The following is an 18,102-nucleotide window of genomic DNA, read 5'->3' on the forward strand; positions in this document are numbered from 1 at the left end:
CAACACGTGACAGCACCTGAAACAGTCTCCAACCAGCAGGCGGGCTCGACGTCGGTGGCGCGCGGCGGGGCGTCGACAAGCTTCGCGCGCCTGGCCGCCGTCTCGGGCCTTGTGGCGTTCGTCTGCTTCGTCCTCACCCCGTTGCTGCCGGTCAACCAGGTCCAGTCCTCGCTGAGCTGGCCGCAGCAGGGGTCGCTGGATTCGGTCAACGCGCCGCTGATCTCGCTCGCCCCCGACGAGATTGAGCTCAGCGTGCCGGTCTCCGCGATCGGCTCGATCCGGCAAGGGCAGAACACCATCGTGGGCACGCTGCCCGACTCGTCGAGCGAGGCCTACGACCGCGGCATGTTCGTCACCGCGCCCGGGGGCGGCATCGTGGTCAACTCCGTCAACAAGGTGATCTTCGAGCTCACCCCCGAGGAGGTCAAGGAGCTGCCGCAGGGGGCGACGGTGAAGGTCCGCGCGACCGACGAGAGCGCGACCGTCGAGGTGCCCGGCACCGACCTCCGCGAGGAGACGGAGGACGACCTCAGGCCCCAGGTCACCGGCATCTACACGGAGCTCGAGGGAGACGCCGCCGCGCTTAGCGACGCCGGACTTTCCTCCCAGGTGCAGATCAACTCCCGCTTCACCTCCTCGCCGACCCTGATCAAGACCCTGGCGATGGTGGTCGGCTCCCTGGCGACGCTGGTCGCCCTGTACAGCCTCTGGCGCCTCGACCGCGCCGACGGGCGCCGCCTGCCCCTGTTCACCCGCGCGTGGCGCTCCTTCACCCCGCTGGACGGGGTGATGCTGGGCGTGCTCGGTTTCTGGCACGTCTTCGGCGCCAACACCTCGGACGACGGCTACCTGCTCACCATGGCCCGGGTGGCCAACGAGTCCGACTACATGGCCAACTACTACCGCTGGTACGGGGTGCCGGAGTCGCCCTTCGGCTCCCCGTTCTACGACCTGCTCTCGCTTCTGGCGAAGGTGTCCACCGCGTCGATGTGGATGCGCCTGCCCACGCTGCTCGCCGGCATCCTGATCTGGTGGATCCTCTCCCGCGAGATCCTGCCGCGCCTGGGCACCGCCATCGCGCACCGCCGCGTGGCCTACTGGACGGCCGCCTTCGTCTTCCTCGCGTTCTGGCTGCCCTACGACAACGGCACCCGCCCCGAGCCGATCATCGCCCTCGGGCTCATCGCCACCTGGGCGGCCTTCGAGCGCTCGATCGCCTCGCAGCGCCTGTTCCCGGCGGCCGTGGGCACCCTGATCGCCGCGTTCACCCTGGCGTGCGGGCCGACGGGCCTGGCGGCGGTGGGCGTGTTCCTCATCAGCCTGCCGGAGCTGTTCCGCACCATGAACGCCCGCCTGGACCTGGCGCCCCGCCTCTCCTACGTGGCGGCGTTCCTGGGCGTGGGCACCGCGGTGATGATCCCGGTGTTCCACGACCAGACCCTCGCGGCGGTGCTGGAGGCCACGGCGGTGCGCTCGGAGGTGGGACCGGCCCTGGAGTGGTACGCCGAGGCGGCGCGCTACTACACGCTGTTCCAGCAGTCCGTGGACGGCTCGATGACGCGCCGCTTCCCGATGTTCATCTTCGCCTTCTCCTTCGTGCTCATCCTCTGGGCGCTCTCCCGCTTCGGCGGGGTGCCGGGCGCCTCCCGCGGGCCGGTGAACAGGCTGGTCATGATCGTCGGCCTGACCACGTTCTTCTTCATGTTCACGCCGACGAAGTGGACGCACCACTTCGGCATCTACGCCGGCGTCGGCGGCGCGGCCGCCGCCGTGGGCGCGGTGGTGCTCAGCCAGGTGGCACTGCGCTCGGCGCGCAACCGCACCCTGGCGATTGCCGCGGTGCTGTTCATCATGTCCCTTTCCCTGGCGGGCTGGAACGCCTGGTGGTACGTTTCCTCCTTCGGCGTCCCGTGGTGGGACCGCACGGTCCAGCTGAAGGCCGTGGAGGCGAACACGGTGATGCTGGCCATCACCCTGCTGGTGCTGGGCGTCGCGGTGGTGCAGGCCCTGCGCCCGGGCGGGCGCCTGAGCCGGGCCGAGCGGGGCCGCTGGGCAGGCGTCATGTCCTCCCCCATCGCCGTCGTGTCCGTCCTGATGGTCGCGTTCTCCTGCCTCACCTTCCTCAAGGCGTTCATCGACCAGGCACCGGCCTATTCGGTGGGCATGGGCAACGTGAAGACCTTCGCGGGCAACAGCTGCGCCCTGGGCGGCGAGGTGCTGCTGGAGACCGACACGAACGATTCCTTCCTCACCCCGCTCGCCGGGGTGCCGCTGGGCCGCTCCCTCGACTCGGGAGAGAACCGCGGCTTCGCCCCCGAGGGCGTGCCCGCCTACATCGTCTCGGAGAAGGACAACGTGGCCACCTCCGACTCGCGCACCACCGGCGGCGACGCGGCGGCCGCGGCCCCGGCGGACAACGCCGCTGCGGGCACGAATGCGGGCGGGGCGACGACGGACGGCACCACCGACACCGCGCAGGCGGCGGGCGGCACCGACTCCAAGGTGGCGGACACCACCGCCCAGGAGCAGTCGACCTCCCGCACCAGCACCCAGGGCAACAGGCCCGCCAACATGCGCGGGGTCAACGGCTCCACGGTGCGCCTGCCCTTCAACCTGGACTACAACCGGGTGCCCGTCCTGGGCACCTTCTCGGACAACCCGGAGGCCTCCTCCTACATCGAGACCTCCTGGTACGAGCTTCCCGACGCCCGCGAGGACGCCCCGCTGCTGGTCACCTCCGTGGCCGGGCGCATCGCGCACCACGACATCAACGGCGTGGAGCAGGAGGGCGCGGACCTCAAGCTGGAGTACGGCAAGCGCACCGGCGACGGTGAGGTCGAGGTGCTCGGCGACGTCGAGATGCTGGACCAGGGCCCGACCCCGTCGTGGCGCAACCTGCGCTACCCCCTGGCGGACCTGCCCGAGGAGGCGGACGTGGCCCGGCTGGTCGGCGAGGATGCCTCGCTGAAGCTGGAGGACTGGATGGCGGTGACCCCGCTGCGCGTGCCCACGCTCGCTCCGCTGGGCGACGTCCTCGAGCCCGACACCCCGGGCCTGCTCGACTGGTCGGTGGCCTTCCAGTATCCCTGCCAGCGCACGTTCAACCACTACGCGGGCGTGGCGGAGATCCCCGAGTTCCGCATCATGCCGGACGCCCCGGGCAAGAAGCAGCTCTCGGGCTTCATGGACTTCCTCGGCGGGGGCGCCCTCGCCACCGCCGAGGCCGTGAACTACTCCTACGAAATCCCGGGTTACCTCGACGGCGACTGGCAGCGCGACTGGGGCTCCGTGGCGAAGTACGAGCGCCGCACCGATTCGGCGGGCAGGGAGCCCCGCCTCGCGGAGATCAGCCACGACGAGATCACCCGCAGCGGCTGGTGGTCGCCGGGCCCGATGAAGATCCGCAACCCCGACGAAACCTAGGCGGCGGGGCCCGGCGCGCGAACCCGCGCGTCGGTCTTCCGCCCCGCGTTAAGGTAGTGGCATGAACGACCTGTTTGAACTAGTCAACGGCCACTGGGTGGAATCCCACACCATCCCCGCCGACCGCGGCATCGACGGCGCCTTCTACGCCCTGCGCGACAAGGCGGAGGAGGACGTCCGCGCCCTTCTGGAGCAGGGCGCCGGCCGCGGCGGCGACCTGTACCTCTCCTTCATGGACACCGACGCCGTCAACGCCGCGGGCATGGCCCCGCTGGAGGAGGACCTCGCGCGGCTGGGCGCCGCCGACATCGAGGAGTTCGTGCACAACCTCGGTCTCCTCGAGCGCGAGGGCGTCGGCGGTCCGCTGTCCTACTGGGTGGAGAAGGACTCGCAGGGCGAGGAGTCCGTGCCCTACCTCATCCAGAGCGGGCTCGGGCTGCCCGACGAGGCCTACTACCACTCCCCCGAGCACGCCGAGACGCTGCGGAAGTACGGCGCGCACGTGGAGAGGATGCTGGGCTTCCTCGACCCCGCCTACCTCTTCGGGCTGACGCCGGAGATTGCGGCGCAGCGCATCGTCAACCTGGAGACGCAGCTGGCGCACAGCCACTGGGATGTCGTGTCCACCCGCGACGCGATGGCCACGTACAACCCGGTCGAGCTGAGCGAGCTGCCGCCGATCATCCAGACGCTGCTGCGCGCCTCCGGGCTCGGGGACGGCCGCGTGATCAACATGATGCCCTCCTTCACCGAGGACCTGGCGGGGATGCTGCGCCCGGAGACCTTCGCGGACTGGCAGCTGTGGGGCGCGTGGAACATCCTGCGCTCCCGGGCGGGCGTGCTCCCCGACGAAGTCGGCGCGGCCAACTTCGAGTTCTACGGCACCGTGCTGTCCGGGGCGACGGAGCAGCGCGACCGCTGGAAGAGGGGCGTGAGCCTGGCGGAGTCGCTGGTCGGCGAGGAGATGGGCCAGGTGTACGTCGAGAAGCACTTCCCCGCTTCCTCCAAGGACCGGATGCTGGAGCTCGTCGGCTACCTCATCCAGGCCTACCGCGAGCGCATCACCGAGCTTGAGTGGATGGGCCCGAACACGCGCGAGCGGGCGCTGGAGAAGCTCGCGCAGTTCAACGCGAAGATCGGCTACCCGGACCGTTGGCGCGACTACTCGGAGCTGACCTTCTCCCCGAAGGGCGCGGACCTGCTGGCCAACGTGCGCCGCGGCGCCGCCTTCGAGCACGCCTACCAGACGGCGAAGGTGGGCAAGCCCGCCGACCGCGACGAGTGGGTGACCACCCCGCAGACCGTCAACGCCTTCTACAACCCGGTGGTCAACGACATCACCTTCCCCGCCGCCATCCTCCAGCCTCCGTTCTTCGACCCGGAGGCGGACGCGGCGGACAACTTCGGCGCCATCGGCGCGGTGATCGGCCACGAGATCGGGCACGGCTTCGACGACCAGGGCTCGCGTTACGACGGCCTGGGCAACCTGCAGTCCTGGTGGACCGACGAGGACCGCGAGCGCTTCGACGAGCTCACCGCGAAGCTGGTGGAGCAGTTCGACGGCCTGGTTCCCTCGGTGCTGCAGGGCCGCGAGGACATCAGCGGCGTCAACGGCAAGTTCACCCTCGGCGAGAACATCGGCGACCTCGGCGGGCTGGGCATCGCCGTCGTGGCGTACAAGCTCTACCTGAAGGAGCAGGGGCTTTCCGACGGCCCCGCGCTGCCCGTGGCGGACGTCGACGGGCAGTTCACCGGCTTCCAGCGCCTCTTCCTTTCGTGGGCGCGCGTGTGGCGCTCGAAGACACGCCCGGAGATGGCGGCCCAGCTGCTGGCCATCGACCCGCACTCGCCGAACGAGTTCCGCTGCAACGTCATCGCGGCGAACATCCCCGAGTTCTACGAGGCCTTCGACGTGGAGCCGGGCTCCGCGATGTGGCTCGACGAGCAGGACCGGGTGACGATTTGGTGAGAAAACCCCTCGAGCAGGGCTCACTTGACGACGCCTACCCCGAAAACGTCCAGGGAACCCCCGAGTTCAACGTCGGCGGCGTCGAGCGCATCCTGCCGGAGCAGCTGCAGATGGAGCAGATCGTGTCCTACATGGAGGCCACGTACCCGGTGGACGGCGAGCCCTCGGACACCTACCTGGCGCGGCTGCCCGACCGGCTGACGCACGCCGCGATGCTCATGCTCGGCTCGGCGGTCGACCACACGATGCCCGGCGTGGCCTTCCCGGGTGACGTGTCGGCCGAGGACGTCGAGCTGGGCACCCTGTTCACCCCGTCGCGCCCGTCGGGGGCATGGGCAGTCTCCTGCGCGCCGGTGCTGGGCCCGCAGGCGCGCGAGCACGCGTGGCGCCCGGAGGTCGCCGGCGCGGCGGAGCTGTCCGGGGTGACGATCCTCGACGTCGCCGACGCGGGCGACATCCCCGCCGCGGTGGAGTACGCCCGGGCGCGGAGCGCGGCCTCCGTGGCGCTGTGGGCGTTGGGGGCGCGGGGAGATCTTCCCCGGGCCGAGGCGGACTCCTACGTGGCCACCTTCCCGGAGGCAGAGGTCTCGGCCGCGGAGAACGTGCTGGTACAGAGGCGGGAGGACTACTTCACCGCCGGGTGGGTGTCCACCCCCGCCCAGGCGCGGCGCCGCGTGGCGGACGTCGCCGAGTTCCTGCGGGCGGGTGCCTGAGCGGGGCGGCCCTAGCCGGTGAGCTTCGTGAAGGGCACCGGGAGGGGGTCGCCGAGCTTCCAGCCGCGCAGGTTGTGCATGAGGCGGGCGCGGTGCTTCTGCTCCTCGATCTGCTTCACCCCGCGGATCGCGTCGGCGGTGTTGTCGTAGGCGTCGCCGTTGGTCAGTGCGGCCACCACCCAGGTTTCGTCGCCGATCTCGCCGAAGGCGACGCTGCCGGTCTCCGATTCCTTGTCGTCCGACCAGCCCGTCTTGAAGCCCTCCACGTTGTCGAGCTTCGCGGCGCCGAAGACCTGGGGGAAGCTGTCCTCGGCTGTGGAGGAGACGCTGCGCATGCCGTCGAGAAGCGGCTTCGCCTTCGGGTCCCAGAGGATCGAGGCGAGGAACTTCGACATGTCGTAGGGGGTCGTCGTCGTGCGGCCCCAGGCGCCGTTGCGGGAGGTGCCGGGCAGGTCGAAGTCCGCGGCGATCTCGTCGATCGCGTCAGGGTAGGCGGCGTCGAGCTGCTGGGCGTAGGTGTCGCTTGAGCGCCGCACCATGTTCTTCACCAGGTCTTTTTCCTCGTCCGTGCCGTTGTAGAGGACGTAGTAGCCGAGGTAGAGCTTGGCCAGGGAGAGCGCGGGCCGCGGCTCGAGGGCGTCCCGGGTTCCTGACCACCGGCCGTCGGGGTGGTAGACCGCCAGGGCGGTGCGCTCGTTGTCGTAGGTGCGGTCAACCTCGTAGGCCTGCGCCGGTGCCGCCGAGAGGAGCAGGCAGGCGCAGAGCAAGGGGACCAGTTTTTTCACGCCTCACATTATGGCACCCTAGAGGCCCAGAATAGATTCGGCCTCGTTGACCTCCTCAAACGTCGGTTCCTCGACCTCGCAGAGGGTGACCGTCGCCCCGGTCGGGTCGGCCACCACGACGAGCAGTCCGAAGGGGTGCTCCTCCGGGCCGACGAGCACCTCGCCGCCGAGCTCCGCCGCCTGCCGGGCGACAGCGCGCGCGTCCGCCACGCCCAGGTAGGTCTCCCAGAAGCCGGGCATGCCCTCGAGGTCCTCGTGGGAGGACTCGTCGCGCAGCCCGAGGAAGGGGGCGCCGTCGCGCAGCGCCAGGTAGTAGCCGTCGGACTGGCGGACCTCCCAGTCGAACAGCTCGGCGTAGAAGTCGATGCACTCGCGGGCCTTGTCCACGGCGACGTACTCGTGCCACACGGGGGTGCCCGGCTCGCCGGCGGCGACAAACTGGTCCTCACCGGCGGGTTCGATCAGCCCGAACACGGCGCCCGCGGGGTCGGTGCACAGCGACATCTCCCCCAGCGACACCTCGGCGGTGGCGAGCACGTTCCCGCCGAGCTTCTCGACGCCCTCCCGGTCCCGCCCCGCATCGCGGGTGAAGAAGTAGGTGACCCACGCATCGGGCATGGTCGGGTCGTCGAGCTGGTTGATGAAGCCCGCCACGGGCAGGCCCTGCCTGCGGGCCACCCGGTAGGCGTCGGCGGAGACCTCCCAGCCGAGGAGCCGGGAGTAGAAGTAGGTGGACTTCATGGTGTCGCTGGTGGCCAGGTCCTGCCAGTACGGCATGCCCTCCATCGCCTCGAATGCCGGCATTTACAGGTTCCTCCACTTTTCGGGATCGAAGTCGTCGTTGGCGGTGCGCTCGTCGAAGTAGTCGTCCTCGCCCTCGGCGCCGGTCACCACGGTGGCCGCTGTGCCGGAGACGGTGACTGTGTCGGCGTCGTGAAGCGTGAGGCCCCTCGACGTGACAACCTCGCCGTTGACCTCCACCTCGCCCGCGCTGATGAGCTCCTTGGCGTGCCCGCCGGTCTCGGCGAGGTTGGCCAACTTGAGAAACTGGCCGAGCTTGATCGACTCTCCGCTGATGGTGACGTCCATGGTGTCCAACTCTATCGCCCTGCCTTCATCGCTCAGCCTGGTCGGTCGGCATGATGCTCAGGGTGTCCACGTTGACGTGCTTGGGCAGGCTGGCCACCCAGCGGATCGTCTCGGCGATGTCCTCGGCGGTGAGGTTGAGCTTGCCCTCGTAGACCTCGGCGGCGCGAGCCTCGTCGCCGCCGAAGCGGTTGGCGGCGAAGTCGGTCTTGACGCGGCCCGGGTCGATCTCGGTGACGCGGATCGAGTTCTCCGCCTCCTCCCGGCGCAGCGCGCGGGTCAGCCCGCGCAGCCCGAACTTCGCCGCGTTGTAGCCGGAGCCGCCCTTGTAGGCGTCCGTGCCCGCGACCGACCCGATGTTGATCACCAGGCCCTCGGCCTTCTTCAGGTGCGGGTAGAGCGCCTTGGTCACGCGCACGGTGCCGTAGACGTTGGTCTGGTACATCCAGTTCCAGTCCTCCTCGCTGGCATCGCGCAGGTAGTCGAGGTTTTTCGCCCCGCCCGCGTTGTTGACCAAAAGGTCGACGCGGTCGAGCTGCGCCGCAAGCTTGTCGACGCTCTCCTGGCTCGTCACGTCGAGCTCCACCGCCACACCCCCGATCTCCTTCGCAATCTCCTCGCAGCGCTCGAGGCGCCGCGCGGCGACGTAGACCGTCCAGCCGTCCGCGGCCAGGGCGCGCGCCGCCGCCTCCCCGATCCCCGCCGAACCGCCGGTTACCACTGCAATCTTGTTCATAGTCGGCCAGTCTACGTGGGGCGCACCTGGCGCATCGTGATGTTTATGCGCCCCTCGGCCAGCCCGATGGAGTCCGGCCCCGTCCCGGGCCGCGGCGGGGTCACCCCGTGCCGGGCGCGCCTGGCGGGCCCGCCGAAGACCAGCGTGTCGCCGGACATGAGGACGACCTTGCGGCCCTCGATGCGGAAGGTCGTCTCCTCGCCGAGGGAGAGGCTGACCACCGGGTTGTCGGCTTCCTCCTGGGCGTCGACGTGCTCGCCCATCCCGGCGCCGGGCGGGTAGAAGTTCACCAGGGCCGTCTCCGCGCGCATCGGCGTGAGCGCGGGGTCGAGTTCCCGCGCCGCGCCGATGACCCGGTCCGCGATGGCCTGGTAGTTCTCCGGCACCGGCGGGACGGCGTGGCCCTCGATCTCCTGCACCAGGCGGTAGGGGTTCGTCGCCCAGAACCAGCCGAGCGACATCAGGTAGGCCTTCATCTGGTTGTGGCCGATCATGGGCCGGCGCATCGCCACCGGGGTGCCCGCGTGCTGCGCCGCGATCGCCCGGGCCTGATCGACCAGCTCCTTCTGCTGCTCCCGGCTCAGGAACCCGGGCAGGTGCACGACGCCCGGGGCTATGCGTGCGGAGGGCCGGGGCAGGTCGGTGGCGTCGAGAAGCATGCCCACACGCTACCCTGGGGCGCATGAAACGTGACGTGAACATGATCGCCGTCGTTGCCACCGTCGTGGCGGTGGTCGCGGTGGCCCTCCTGCTCTCCGAGGGCCGCTGGCTGGGCCCGGTCGTGGCGCTGGCCGCCGCGCTGCTCGCCGTGTTCGCGGCGCGGCGCGAGGCACCCGCTAACGCAGAGTAAAGGTGTCCACCACCTCGTAGCGCGGGCCCCCGCCGCGGCCCTCACCCAGGTGGGACTCCACCAGCGCGACCTCGTCAACGGTGAAATCGGGGCCGCGGTAGACGCTCAGGGCGTGGGCGTGGTCGGCCATGAGCCAGCCGTCGCGCCCCCGGGCGACAGTGAGGTGGGCGCGCTGCCGGTGCCGTTCGGCGGAGTCGAGCAGGCAGTCCGCCATGAGCTCGCGCAGCTGCTCCTTGTCCCCGCCGACGCCGACCCACAGCGTGCGGTTGTTGAAGCACCCCGAGCCGTGGAGATGCAGGCTGAGCGGGCGGCGGAAGGCGGTGGCCTGCGCCAGGACGTCGCTGACGCCGGCGGCGTCGTTCGGCTGGTCGCCGTAGAACGCCAGGGTTAGGTGCCAGTTGTCGGGCTCAGTCCAGCGCAGCTCGCGGCTGCGCAGGGGCCGCAGGGCCGTGACCAGGTGCTCCCGGGCGGCATCGGGGAGCATAATTGCCGCGAACAACCTCCTCATGGGGGCCAGCTTAATGGGGGGATATCCCTGGCGGGACAGCGGAAGGGGGATATCTCGCCACGCCGTCGTCCGCGTCTCACCGGCGGTGGCGAGATATCCCCCAACTGACATCCCCCCTACAGGCGTCACGCGAAGGAGAGGAACATCTTCTCCTCGTCCGCCGGGTCCATCCCCGCCGCGTCGTCTCCGTAAGAGCGCTTCATGATCGTCGACAGCACCTGGAAGCTCGCCCTGCTCACAGCCTTGTTCGCCGCGGACAGCTGCGTGACCACGTCGGTGCAGTCCTGGCCCTCCTCCATCATGCGGATCACGGCGTCGAGCTGCCCGCGGGCCCGCTTGAGCCTGCTTATCGACGGCTTCATCTCCGCCTCGGTCAACTGCATTACGCCCCTCCCGCCAGGCTCCACGTCAGGTATCCGCCGTCCACGTTAGCCACCTCGACGCCCTTGTTGTGCAGCAGGCTGGCCGCGGTGTGCCCGCGCATGCCGACCTGGCAGAAGACCAGAACCTTCTCGCCGGTGAACTGGTCGAGCCGGTCGCGGATCTCGCCCACCGGGATGTTCACCGCGCCGTCGATGGTGCCGGCGGTGTGCTCGGCGGGGGTGCGGACGTCGACAAGCTTCCAGCCGTCAGCGACGTAGTCGGCGACCTCGTGGTACTGCACCGTCTTCGCGCCGGTGACGATGTTGTCGTTGATAAAGCCCGCCATATTGATCGGGTCCTTCGCCGAGCCGAACTGCGGCGCGTACGCCAGCTCGAGGTCGGCCAGGTCCGAGGCGGTGAGCCCGCCGCGCATGGCGGTGGCGATGACGTCGATGCGCTTGTCCGCCCCGTCCTCCCCGATGGCCTGGGCGCCGAGGATGGCGTCGGTGTCGGCGTCGACGACAAGCTTGAGGTGGATCGTCGTCGCCCCCGGGTAGTAGCCGGCGTGGTTCGCCGGGTGGAGGTGGATGGCGCGCACGTTGCGGCCCTGCGCGCGGGCGGTCTTCTCCGCCCAGCCGACGGTGGCCACGGTGAGGCCGAACACGCCGACGACCGCGGTGCCCAGGACCTGCTTCGCCTTTGTGGTGCGGCCGGTGATCACGTCCGCTACGAGGCGGCCGTGGCGGTTCGCGGTCTGCGCCAGCGGCACGAGCGTCAGCTCGCCGTCGTTCGCATGGCGCTTCTCGACGGCATCCCCCACCGCGTAGATATTCGGATCCGACGTGCGCATCATCTCGTCCACCACGATGCCGCGGTTGGTTTCCAGGCCGGCGCTTTCGGCCAGCTCCGTGGCGGGGCGCACGCCGATGGCGGCGATGACGACATCGCTGTCGAGCTCGCTGATGTCCTTGACGATGGTGCCCGTGACCACCTTGACGCCGTTGTCCTCCAGGCGCTTCGCCACGATCCCCGCCATCTCCGGGTCCAGCGGCGCCATGACCTGCGGGCCGCCCTCGATGACGGTGACCTCCATCCCGCGCTTGCGCAGGTTCTCCGCCACCTCCAGGCCGATGAAGCCGCCGCCGATGATCGTGGCGCTGCTCTTGCCTTCGATGGCCTCCTTCATCGCGTCGAGGTCCTCGACGTTGCGCAGGGTCAGCGCGCCCGGCAGCTGAATCGGTGCCGCGCCCGGGGGGTATATGTGGGCAAGGGTGGGCGCGTTGTGGCTGGTGGCGGGCTTGGGCGTGTGGTGCTGCGCTCCTGGGAAATCGGGACTGTGGAAGCGGGATACCTCGCCACGGTCGCCGGGCCGCCTCGCCGGCGTCGGCGACATATCCCCCTTCTAAAGTCCCACCTGCGCGCTGCGGCCGACCACCACTGCCCGCCCGGCGCCGCCCCGCGGCCCCGCGGCGAAACCGGGATACCGGCGAGGGGATATCTCGCCACACCCCCACCACCACCGCCGCCACCCGCGACGGCGACCTATCCCCCTTCGGGAGTCCCCAAGCGAACATCCCCCCACCAGCCCCAGGCCGAGCTCCGGCGCCGAGCAACTACCCTGACACCCATGCTCCCCTTCGACCTCGATGCCATAGGCCAGGGCCTGCCGGTCAGCCGGGTCATCGGCGACCTTCCCGCGGAAGGCCCCCTGGTCGTGGAGGCCCCGCCCGGCACCGGCAAGACGACGCTGATCCCCCCGGCGATCAGCAACCTGAGGGGCAAAACGCTGGTCACCGCACCGCGCAGGGTGGCTGTCCGCGCGGCGGCGCGCCGCCTGAAGCAGCTGGACACCAGCCCGGAGGCAAACCGGGTGGGGTATTCCATCCGTGGCGAACACACGCCGGCCGAGCTGGTGGAATTCGTCACCCCGGGCGTGCTGCTCAACCGGCTCATCCGCGACCCGGGCCTGGAGGGGGTCGACGCGGTGGTTATCGACGAGGTGCACGAACGCCAGCTGGACACCGACCTGGTTCTCGCCATGTGCATGGAGCTGGCGGTGCTCCGGGACGACTTGTACTTGGCCGCAATGTCCGCAACACTCGACGCGCAGAAGTTCGCCGAGCACATGGGCGCGCAGATCTTGAGCACCGAGGCGGTGACCCACCCGCTGGAGGTCAGCTACGCGCCGCACCCGGGGCGCACGGAGGGGACCCGGGAGTTCTACCGGCACGTCTCGGAGCTGGCCCAGCGCGGCACCGAACGGACGCTGGTTTTCGTGCCCGGCGCGCGGGAGGTCGACCTCGTCTGCCAGCACCTCGACGACGCCGCCCCGCTGCACGGGCGGCTGAGCAGCGCGGAGCAGGACGAGGCGCTGGGCGGCAACGCCCGAATCGTCGTGTCCACCTCCATCGCGGAGTCCTCGCTGACCGTCCCCGGGGTGAGAAGGGTCGTCGACGCCGGCCTGTCGCGCGTCCCGCGCCGCGACGCCGCCCGCAACATGACCGGGCTGGTCACCGTCTCCGCGGCGAGGACGAGCGCGGATCAGCGCGCCGGCCGTGCGGGGCGTCTCGGGCCCGGCAAGGTCGTCCGCGCCTACTCGCAGGCGGACTACCAGCACTTTCAGGCCGACATCGCCCCGGAGATCACCACGAGCGACCTCACCGGCGCCGCCCTGACGATGGCCGCGTGGGGCTCGCCGGACCTGCCGCTCATCACCGCGCCGCCGGCGCAGGCGCTTAACGACGCCCACGCAACCCTGCGCCTCATCGGAGCGCTCGACGACACAGGCGCCATCACCGACCTAGGCGAAACGCTCGCCCGCATGCCCGTCGACCCCCGCCTCGGCGCGGCGCTGCTCGAGCACGGCTCGGGCGCGGCGCCGACCGTCGCGGCACTCGCGGAGGGAATGAGCGGCGACCTCACCCAGGCACGCGCACCGAAACGCCAGATAGAAAGGCTGGCCCGCCTCACGCGCCCATCGAAGGCCGTCCCCGCCGGCGAGGTCGTCGCCGCGGCGTTTCCGCAGTGGGTGGCCAAGCGCGTCGGCGAGGAGTACCTGCTGGCCAGCGGCACGCGCGCCCGCCTCGGCGTCGCGCTCGGCGCGCCCGAGTGGATCGCGGCGGCCGAGGTGCAGCTCACCCGCGGCGGCGCCGTCATCCGCGCGGCCGCACCCATCGCGTTCCCGAAGGACATGGTCACGAAAGAAAAGAGGGCATCGCTCATCGACGCCAAAGTGCGCGCCCGGGAAGTCACAGCCGTCGGCGCCATCGAACTGACCTCCACCCCGGTGCGCCTGGACCCGAAAGACGCCGCCGCAGCCCTGACAGATCTCCGCTTTGCGGACTTCCGCCTCGACGAGGCTGCGCGCGAGCTGAAGGAGCGCCTCGACTTCCTGCACGCCACCGTGGGTGCGCCCTGGCCGGACGTGGAGAAGGGCGACTACTCGCTGGAGGTGGCCAGGTTGGCGGAGGGGGCGTCGTTAAGCGAGCTCGACATGCGGGCGGCGCTCATGCGGCAGCTGCCCTGGCCCGAGGCCGCGCGACTCGACGGGCTCGCGCCCGCCCGGCTCGAGGTGCCGAGCGGCTCGCGTCCGCGCATCAGCTACGCCACCGGGCGCCCGGTCGTGCGCGTCAAGCTGCAGGAATGCTTCGGGCTGGCGGAAAGCCCCGAAGCCAGCGGCGTGCGCGTGCTATTCCACCTGCTCTCGCCCGCCGGGCGCGAGCTCGCCGTCACCGACGACCTGCGCAGCTTCTGGGACGGGCCCTACCAGGAGGTGCGCAAGGAGATGCGCGGCCGCTACCCCAAGCACCCCTGGCCCGAGGACCCGTGGTCGGCGATCGCGACGGCGCGCACGAAGAAGAGGATGTAGCAAGCTTCTCGCCGCCATACCCCCTGCAAACGGACACCGCTAGCTGAACAACAGGCAGCCAACAGCGACCCCGCCTATTGCGTCTGGATACGCAGCTCGTCCGACCACAGGTTCGAACGAAATTATACTTTCGTACCATCCAATGAAACTTTCGTGCCGCGTTTGCCAGATTTCCGTGAGTTCGCCTTACAGCCTGAATAAGCTCCCGCTTTGCGAGGGTGCGCGTCGCATCCTTAGCGCGATCGGGACAGCCGCCCTCCCCGTTGCCAAGGTTTTGAAAATCAAGCGCTACATCAACGAGCTTGGTGGGGTAAACGCCGCAGTCGCAGAATTACGAGCGCACAACTTCAGCTGGCCAAGCATTCAACAGGCAGGTGGCTCGCTACGCAATTTGGGACTTGAGGTCCTCGGCGTCGCCGGAGTCGCTGAATACTGCTTTAATTCCTAGCTTGGGGAAGGAGCACACCACGATGAAGTTCGAACACCTCTACCTTTTCGCGTCGATTGCGATGGCCATCGCCGCGATCCTCATTCTCTTTGCCCGCAACTACCTGGCCAGCTCCGCCATGCTTGCTGCTTCGGCGTTTGCAGGGGATCACTACCGGCTGCTGAAGCAGCAGAGCCAGACGGGCTAGCGGGTTAGCGGAGTTAGGCGCCGAAGCCTTCGGCCAGGAGGGTGAATTGGGCGTCGAGAAGCTCGGTCGTGCTCGGGGAGTCCTCGGCGAGCACCCAGGGTGACAGGCGCCGAGCGTCCTTCCCGCCCTGCGCGGACTCGACGGCGATGGCCCCCGCCGTGAGGGCGGAGCCGAGCAGCAGCGCCGTCGCGTGGCGGGTCAACCTGCCCCCGCCGCGGCGGTGGAGGGCGTCGAGGAGCTCGTCGAGCAGATGCCGGACCTGCTCGCGCTCCTCCGGGCTGGTGGTGTAGCTCAGGTGATCGCCGATGGTCATGAGGTTCAGCAGCGTGTCCGGCGAGCCCGACTCGTGCGAACCGACGCGCTCGGAAATCAGGTGGTGCAGCGTCGCCAGCGGGGTCTCCCCCTCCGGGGCCTGCCGCACCTTCTGTGCGAACTCGGCGACGGTCGTCTCCAGAAACGCGATGAGCGCATCCTCACGCCGCGGGAAGTAGTTGTGGAACGTCCGCGTGGACACCCCGGCGCGCGCGGCGATCGCGGCGACTGTCATCCCCTCGTCGCCCGCGAGCAGGAGAAGCTCGGCGGCGGCGCGGGCCAGCGCCCGCCGCGTCTGCTCCTTCTTGCGTTCCCGCAGGGTGAGCTTCGATTCGATGCAGTTCTTCATCACGCCGGTCATTGCGCGGACACTGCAGTGGATCCGGAATCAGCGTGAGCCTCGGGGACCCCCTGATCCTTCAGCCCCTCACCCTCGACGTCCACGCGCGGGAGAATCTTGTCCAGCCACTTCGGCAGCTTCCAGGCGCGCTCGCCCAGGAGGAACAGCGTCGCCGGCACGATGGTCATGCGGACGATGAACGCGTCGAAGAACACGGCCATCGCCAGGGCGGAGCCCATGACCTTGATGAACGGCTCGTCCATCAGCATGAACGCCGCGAAGACGGAGATCATGATGAGTGCTGCGGCGGTGACCACACGGGCGCCGTGCTTGAAGCCGTTGGACACCGCGTTGCCCGCGGTCTTGCCGTGCACGTAGCCCTCGCGCATCCGGGTGACCAGGAAGACCTGATAGTCCATCGCCAGGCCGAAGACGATGCCGATGAGCATGATCGGCAGGAAGGACAGCAACGGCTGCGGGTCCTTGGACAGGCCGAACCAGCCCTCCTGCCAGATGCCCACGGTGACGCCGAAGGTCGCGGCGACGGACAACGCGAAGCCGAGCGCGGCGATCAGCGGCACCCAGATGGAGCGGAACACCGCCATGAGCAGCACGAACGCGAGGGCGACGACGATCGCGATATAGGGGATGAGCACGTTGGACAGGCGGTCCGAGATGTCGTTGTAGATCGGGGTGGTGCCCGTAACCTCGTAGGTTGCGCCGGTTTCGTCGTGGTAGCCGGGGGCGGCGTCGCGAAGCGCTTGCAGCGTCTCGCTGGTGCGCTCGTCGGTGGCGCCGTACTCGGGCGTGATCAGGAGCTGGGCGTCGTGCATGTCCTCGGTCATGCCGACGATCTGCGCGTTCTTCACGCCGTCGACGTCCTTGATGTCCTGCACGGCGGTGGTGAAAGCCTTCTGCGCGTCCTCGGGCGAGGCGTTCGTGTCGGCCTCGACGAGCGCGATCATCGGAGCGTTGCGGCCCGGGCCGAAGTCCTCGTCGATCCACTCCGCGGCGGTGCGGGTGGGCGTGCCCAGCGCCGAGGTGCTGTCCGTGGGCATGGCCAGGCGCATCTGCAGGGCCGGGATCGCCAGCAGCGCGAGCACGATCACGCCGGCGATGAGGAAGATGGTCGGCCGGGCGCGGATCTGGCGGACCCACTTCAGTCCCATCGTCGGCTTCTCGTTCTCCGGGTCCGGGGCGTTGATGCCCGGCACGGGCACGGAGAACACGCTCGCGCCGATGAGGCCGAGGATCGCCGGCAGCAGCGTGACAGCCACGAGCACGGCGATGGCGACGGTGAGCGCCGCGGCGAGTGCCATGGCGGTGAGGAACGGGATGTTGATGATCGACAGCGCGGCCAGCGCGATGAGCACCGTCAGGCCGGCGAAGCACACGGCCGTTCCGGCCTTGCCCACGGCGAGGCCCGCGTAGTGGGCGCGCTCGGCGGCGCTCATCTTCTTCACCTCTTTGACGAGGTCCTTCGGCTTCATTTCGTCGATGCCGATGTGGGAGACGAGCTCGCTGCGGAAGCGGGAGACGATGAACAGCGCGTAGTCGATGCCCACGGCCAGGCCCACCATGGAGGCCAGGGTCGGGGTCATGGAGTTGATCGTGTCGGTCAGCGCGGTGCCGGCGAAGATGAGGCCCATGCCGGTGCCCACGCCGACGACGGCGGTGATCAGCGGCAGGCCGGCGGCCACGAGCGAGCCGAAGGTGACCAGCAGCACCACTGCGGCGACGATGAGGCCGATGATCTCGGCGGTGCCGCCGATCTCCTGGGTCTGGAAGACGTTGCCGTTGAACGCCACCTCGAGGTTGCCGGTGGCGTCGCCTTCGACGGTGGACTGCAGGTCCTTCTTGTCGTCCGGTTTGACGTCCTGCATCGTGGAGGCGTCGAACGTGATCGGGATGGTGCCGGTGCGTCCGTTCTCGCTCAGCGGCGAGATGTCGGCTACATCGGTGGCGATCTGCTGCTTCGCCTGCTCCTCGTTGAGCCCCTGCGCCAGCAGCTGCGGCATCTTCTGCTGCGTGAACTGCTGCTCCATGCCGGCGGCGGCGGTGGCGGGGTCGACGATACCGTCGGTATTCTTCAGGTAGCCCTTCGACTGCACGTCTTTTATTAGCTTGTCGACGTCAGCCTGAACGTCCGGGTCCGACAGCGTCTTGCCGTCCGCCGCGCGGACGACGACGTTGCCCGACGGCGCGGACATCGCGTCCTCGCCGCCGAACTTTTCCTGGATGCGGTCGTTGGTCTCCAGGGACTGCAGCCCCGGGATGGTCATGTTCGAGGTGGTAGGTTTGCTGAGGGTCGCGGCGGCGGTTGCGGTGGCGATGAGAATCAGCAGCCACACCGCGAGGAACCGCCAGCGGTGAAGGTAGGCGGATCGTCCGATCCGATACAGAAGAGTAGCCATGCGGGCCATTCTTGCACTCCGAGTGCAATCATGCACACTCAGCGCATTTTCCCGGGGCACCTTGCTTGCCGACACCCCTTTACTCACGCACCATGGCACC

General features: G+C 69.4%; 16 protein-coding genes. 6 read left to right on the forward strand and 10 right to left on the reverse strand.

Features of this window, described 5'->3' with window-relative positions:
• The first annotated feature begins 6 nt into the window (after positions 1-6).
• The 3 genes from DYZ02_RS06395 (at position 7) to DYZ02_RS06405 (ending at position 6,105) form a co-directional block, all read left to right on the forward strand.
• Complete coding sequence (locus DYZ02_RS06395; protein ID WP_342767216.1) at positions 7-3,423, forward strand: arabinosyltransferase domain-containing protein; 3,417 nt, start codon at positions 7-9, stop codon at positions 3,421-3,423.
• Between the two features lie 61 nt (positions 3,424-3,484).
• Positions 3,485-5,392, forward strand: a complete 1,908-nt coding sequence (locus DYZ02_RS06400; RefSeq protein ID WP_115685495.1) for a M13 family metallopeptidase — start codon at positions 3,485-3,487, stop codon at positions 5,390-5,392.
• On the forward strand, positions 5,389-6,105 hold the full coding sequence (locus DYZ02_RS06405; protein ID WP_245945687.1) for an alpha/beta hydrolase: 717 nt from the start codon (positions 5,389-5,391) through the stop codon (positions 6,103-6,105). Before DYZ02_RS06400 ends, DYZ02_RS06405 begins: the two co-directional genes overlap by 4 nt.
• 11 nt (positions 6,106-6,116) lie before the next feature.
• On the opposite strand, the gene DYZ02_RS06410 is transcribed toward DYZ02_RS06405, so the two are convergent.
• The 5 genes from DYZ02_RS06410 to DYZ02_RS06430 are packed head-to-tail and all read right to left on the reverse strand — an operon-like array spanning position 6,117 to position 9,371.
• On the reverse strand, positions 6,117-6,890 hold the full coding sequence (locus tag DYZ02_RS06410) for a serine hydrolase (protein ID WP_115685497.1): 774 nt from the start codon (positions 6,888-6,890) through the stop codon (positions 6,117-6,119).
• 18 nt (positions 6,891-6,908) lie between these two features.
• A complete protein-coding gene (locus tag DYZ02_RS06415; RefSeq protein ID WP_115685498.1) occupies positions 6,909-7,694 on the reverse strand; it encodes a VOC family protein in 786 nt (261 codons plus the stop codon).
• Positions 7,695-7,979: an RNA-binding S4 domain-containing protein gene (locus DYZ02_RS06420; RefSeq protein WP_181896907.1), complete on the reverse strand. Its 285-nt coding sequence runs from the start codon at positions 7,977-7,979 to the stop codon at positions 7,695-7,697.
• Between the two features lie 25 nt (positions 7,980-8,004).
• On the reverse strand, positions 8,005-8,712 hold the full coding sequence (locus DYZ02_RS06425; RefSeq protein ID WP_115685500.1) for an SDR family oxidoreductase: 708 nt from the start codon (positions 8,710-8,712) through the stop codon (positions 8,005-8,007).
• An 11-nt stretch (positions 8,713-8,723) separates the two neighbouring features.
• Positions 8,724-9,371 (reverse strand): alpha-ketoglutarate-dependent dioxygenase AlkB, encoded by a 648-nt coding sequence (locus DYZ02_RS06430; protein ID WP_115686403.1) that lies wholly within the window; start codon positions 9,369-9,371, stop codon positions 8,724-8,726.
• Positions 9,372-9,394: 23 nt separating this feature from the next.
• Between DYZ02_RS06430 and DYZ02_RS11340 the strand changes: the two genes are divergently transcribed.
• Complete coding sequence (locus DYZ02_RS11340) at positions 9,395-9,562, forward strand: hypothetical protein (protein ID WP_181896908.1); 168 nt, start codon at positions 9,395-9,397, stop codon at positions 9,560-9,562.
• Here DYZ02_RS11340 and thpR read toward each other — a convergent pair.
• From thpR to DYZ02_RS06445, 3 genes are all read right to left on the reverse strand, one after another.
• Positions 9,549-10,070 (reverse strand): RNA 2',3'-cyclic phosphodiesterase, encoded by a 522-nt coding sequence (thpR, locus tag DYZ02_RS06435; protein ID WP_115685501.1) that lies wholly within the window; start codon positions 10,068-10,070, stop codon positions 9,549-9,551. The two genes, DYZ02_RS11340 and thpR, sit on opposite strands and share 14 nt — an antisense overlap.
• Positions 10,071-10,195: 125 nt before the next feature.
• Positions 10,196-10,453, reverse strand: coding sequence for a metal-sensitive transcriptional regulator (locus DYZ02_RS06440; protein ID WP_115685502.1), 258 nt, complete (start codon positions 10,451-10,453; stop codon positions 10,196-10,198).
• Entirely contained in the window at positions 10,453-11,826 is a 1,374-nt protein-coding gene (locus tag DYZ02_RS06445) for an FAD-dependent oxidoreductase (protein WP_115685503.1), read from the reverse strand. Before DYZ02_RS06445 ends, DYZ02_RS06440 begins: the two co-directional genes overlap by 1 nt.
• Positions 11,827-12,060: 234 nt before the next feature.
• On the opposite strand from DYZ02_RS06445, the gene DYZ02_RS06450 reads away from it, so the two are divergent.
• Both DYZ02_RS06450 and DYZ02_RS11345 read left to right on the forward strand, forming a co-directional pair.
• A complete protein-coding gene (locus DYZ02_RS06450; protein ID WP_115685504.1) occupies positions 12,061-14,301 on the forward strand; it encodes an ATP-dependent RNA helicase in 2,241 nt (746 codons plus the stop codon).
• Between the two features lie 470 nt (positions 14,302-14,771).
• Positions 14,772-14,936 (forward strand): hypothetical protein, encoded by a 165-nt coding sequence (locus DYZ02_RS11345; protein ID WP_181896909.1) that lies wholly within the window; start codon positions 14,772-14,774, stop codon positions 14,934-14,936.
• A gap of 13 nt (positions 14,937-14,949) precedes the next feature.
• Here the strand turns inward: DYZ02_RS11345 and DYZ02_RS06455 are convergent, their stop codons facing one another.
• Together DYZ02_RS06455 and DYZ02_RS06460 are read right to left on the reverse strand one after the other, a co-directional pair.
• Positions 14,950-15,609 carry a TetR/AcrR family transcriptional regulator gene (locus tag DYZ02_RS06455; RefSeq protein WP_245945688.1) on the reverse strand — a complete coding sequence of 220 codons (660 nt, stop codon included), beginning with the start codon at positions 15,607-15,609 and terminating at the stop codon, positions 14,950-14,952.
• Entirely contained in the window at positions 15,606-18,002 is a 2,397-nt protein-coding gene (locus DYZ02_RS06460) for an MMPL family transporter (protein ID WP_115685505.1), read from the reverse strand. The genes DYZ02_RS06455 and DYZ02_RS06460 overlap by 4 nt, the downstream gene beginning before the upstream one ends.
• Positions 18,003-18,102: the final 100 nt, after the last annotated feature.

Source organism: Corynebacterium senegalense, assembly GCF_900411315.1.
GTDB lineage: Bacteria > Actinomycetota > Actinomycetes > Mycobacteriales > Mycobacteriaceae > Corynebacterium > Corynebacterium senegalense.

Excerpts from the sequence above, each read along its gene's own strand:
- DYZ02_RS06460 (WP_115685505.1), bottom strand. The coding sequence starts at position 18,002 with ATGGCTACTCTTCTGTATCGGATCGGACGATCCGCCTACCTTCACCGC.
- DYZ02_RS11345 (WP_181896909.1), top strand. The coding sequence starts at position 14,772 with ATGAAGTTCGAACACCTCTACCTTTTCGCGTCGATTGCGATGGCCATC.
- DYZ02_RS06400 (WP_115685495.1), top strand. The coding sequence starts at position 3,485 with ATGAACGACCTGTTTGAACTAGTCAACGGCCACTGGGTGGAATCCCAC.
- DYZ02_RS06455 (WP_245945688.1), bottom strand. The coding sequence starts at position 15,609 with ATGACCGGCGTGATGAAGAACTGCATCGAATCGAAGCTCACCCTGCGG.
- DYZ02_RS06420 (WP_181896907.1), bottom strand. The coding sequence starts at position 7,979 with ATGGACGTCACCATCAGCGGAGAGTCGATCAAGCTCGGCCAGTTTCTC.
- DYZ02_RS06415 (WP_115685498.1), bottom strand. The coding sequence starts at position 7,694 with ATGCCGGCATTCGAGGCGATGGAGGGCATGCCGTACTGGCAGGACCTG.
- DYZ02_RS06450 (WP_115685504.1), top strand. The coding sequence starts at position 12,061 with ATGCTCCCCTTCGACCTCGATGCCATAGGCCAGGGCCTGCCGGTCAGC.
- DYZ02_RS11340 (WP_181896908.1), top strand. The coding sequence starts at position 9,395 with ATGAAACGTGACGTGAACATGATCGCCGTCGTTGCCACCGTCGTGGCG.
- DYZ02_RS06430 (WP_115686403.1), bottom strand. The coding sequence starts at position 9,371 with ATGCTTCTCGACGCCACCGACCTGCCCCGGCCCTCCGCACGCATAGCC.
- DYZ02_RS06425 (WP_115685500.1), bottom strand. The coding sequence starts at position 8,712 with ATGAACAAGATTGCAGTGGTAACCGGCGGTTCGGCGGGGATCGGGGAG.
- DYZ02_RS06445 (WP_115685503.1), bottom strand. The coding sequence starts at position 11,826 with ATGTCGCCGACGCCGGCGAGGCGGCCCGGCGACCGTGGCGAGGTATCC.
- DYZ02_RS06440 (WP_115685502.1), bottom strand. The coding sequence starts at position 10,453 with ATGCAGTTGACCGAGGCGGAGATGAAGCCGTCGATAAGCAGGCTCAAG.
- thpR (WP_115685501.1), bottom strand. The coding sequence starts at position 10,070 with ATGAGGAGGTTGTTCGCGGCAATTATGCTCCCCGATGCCGCCCGGGAG.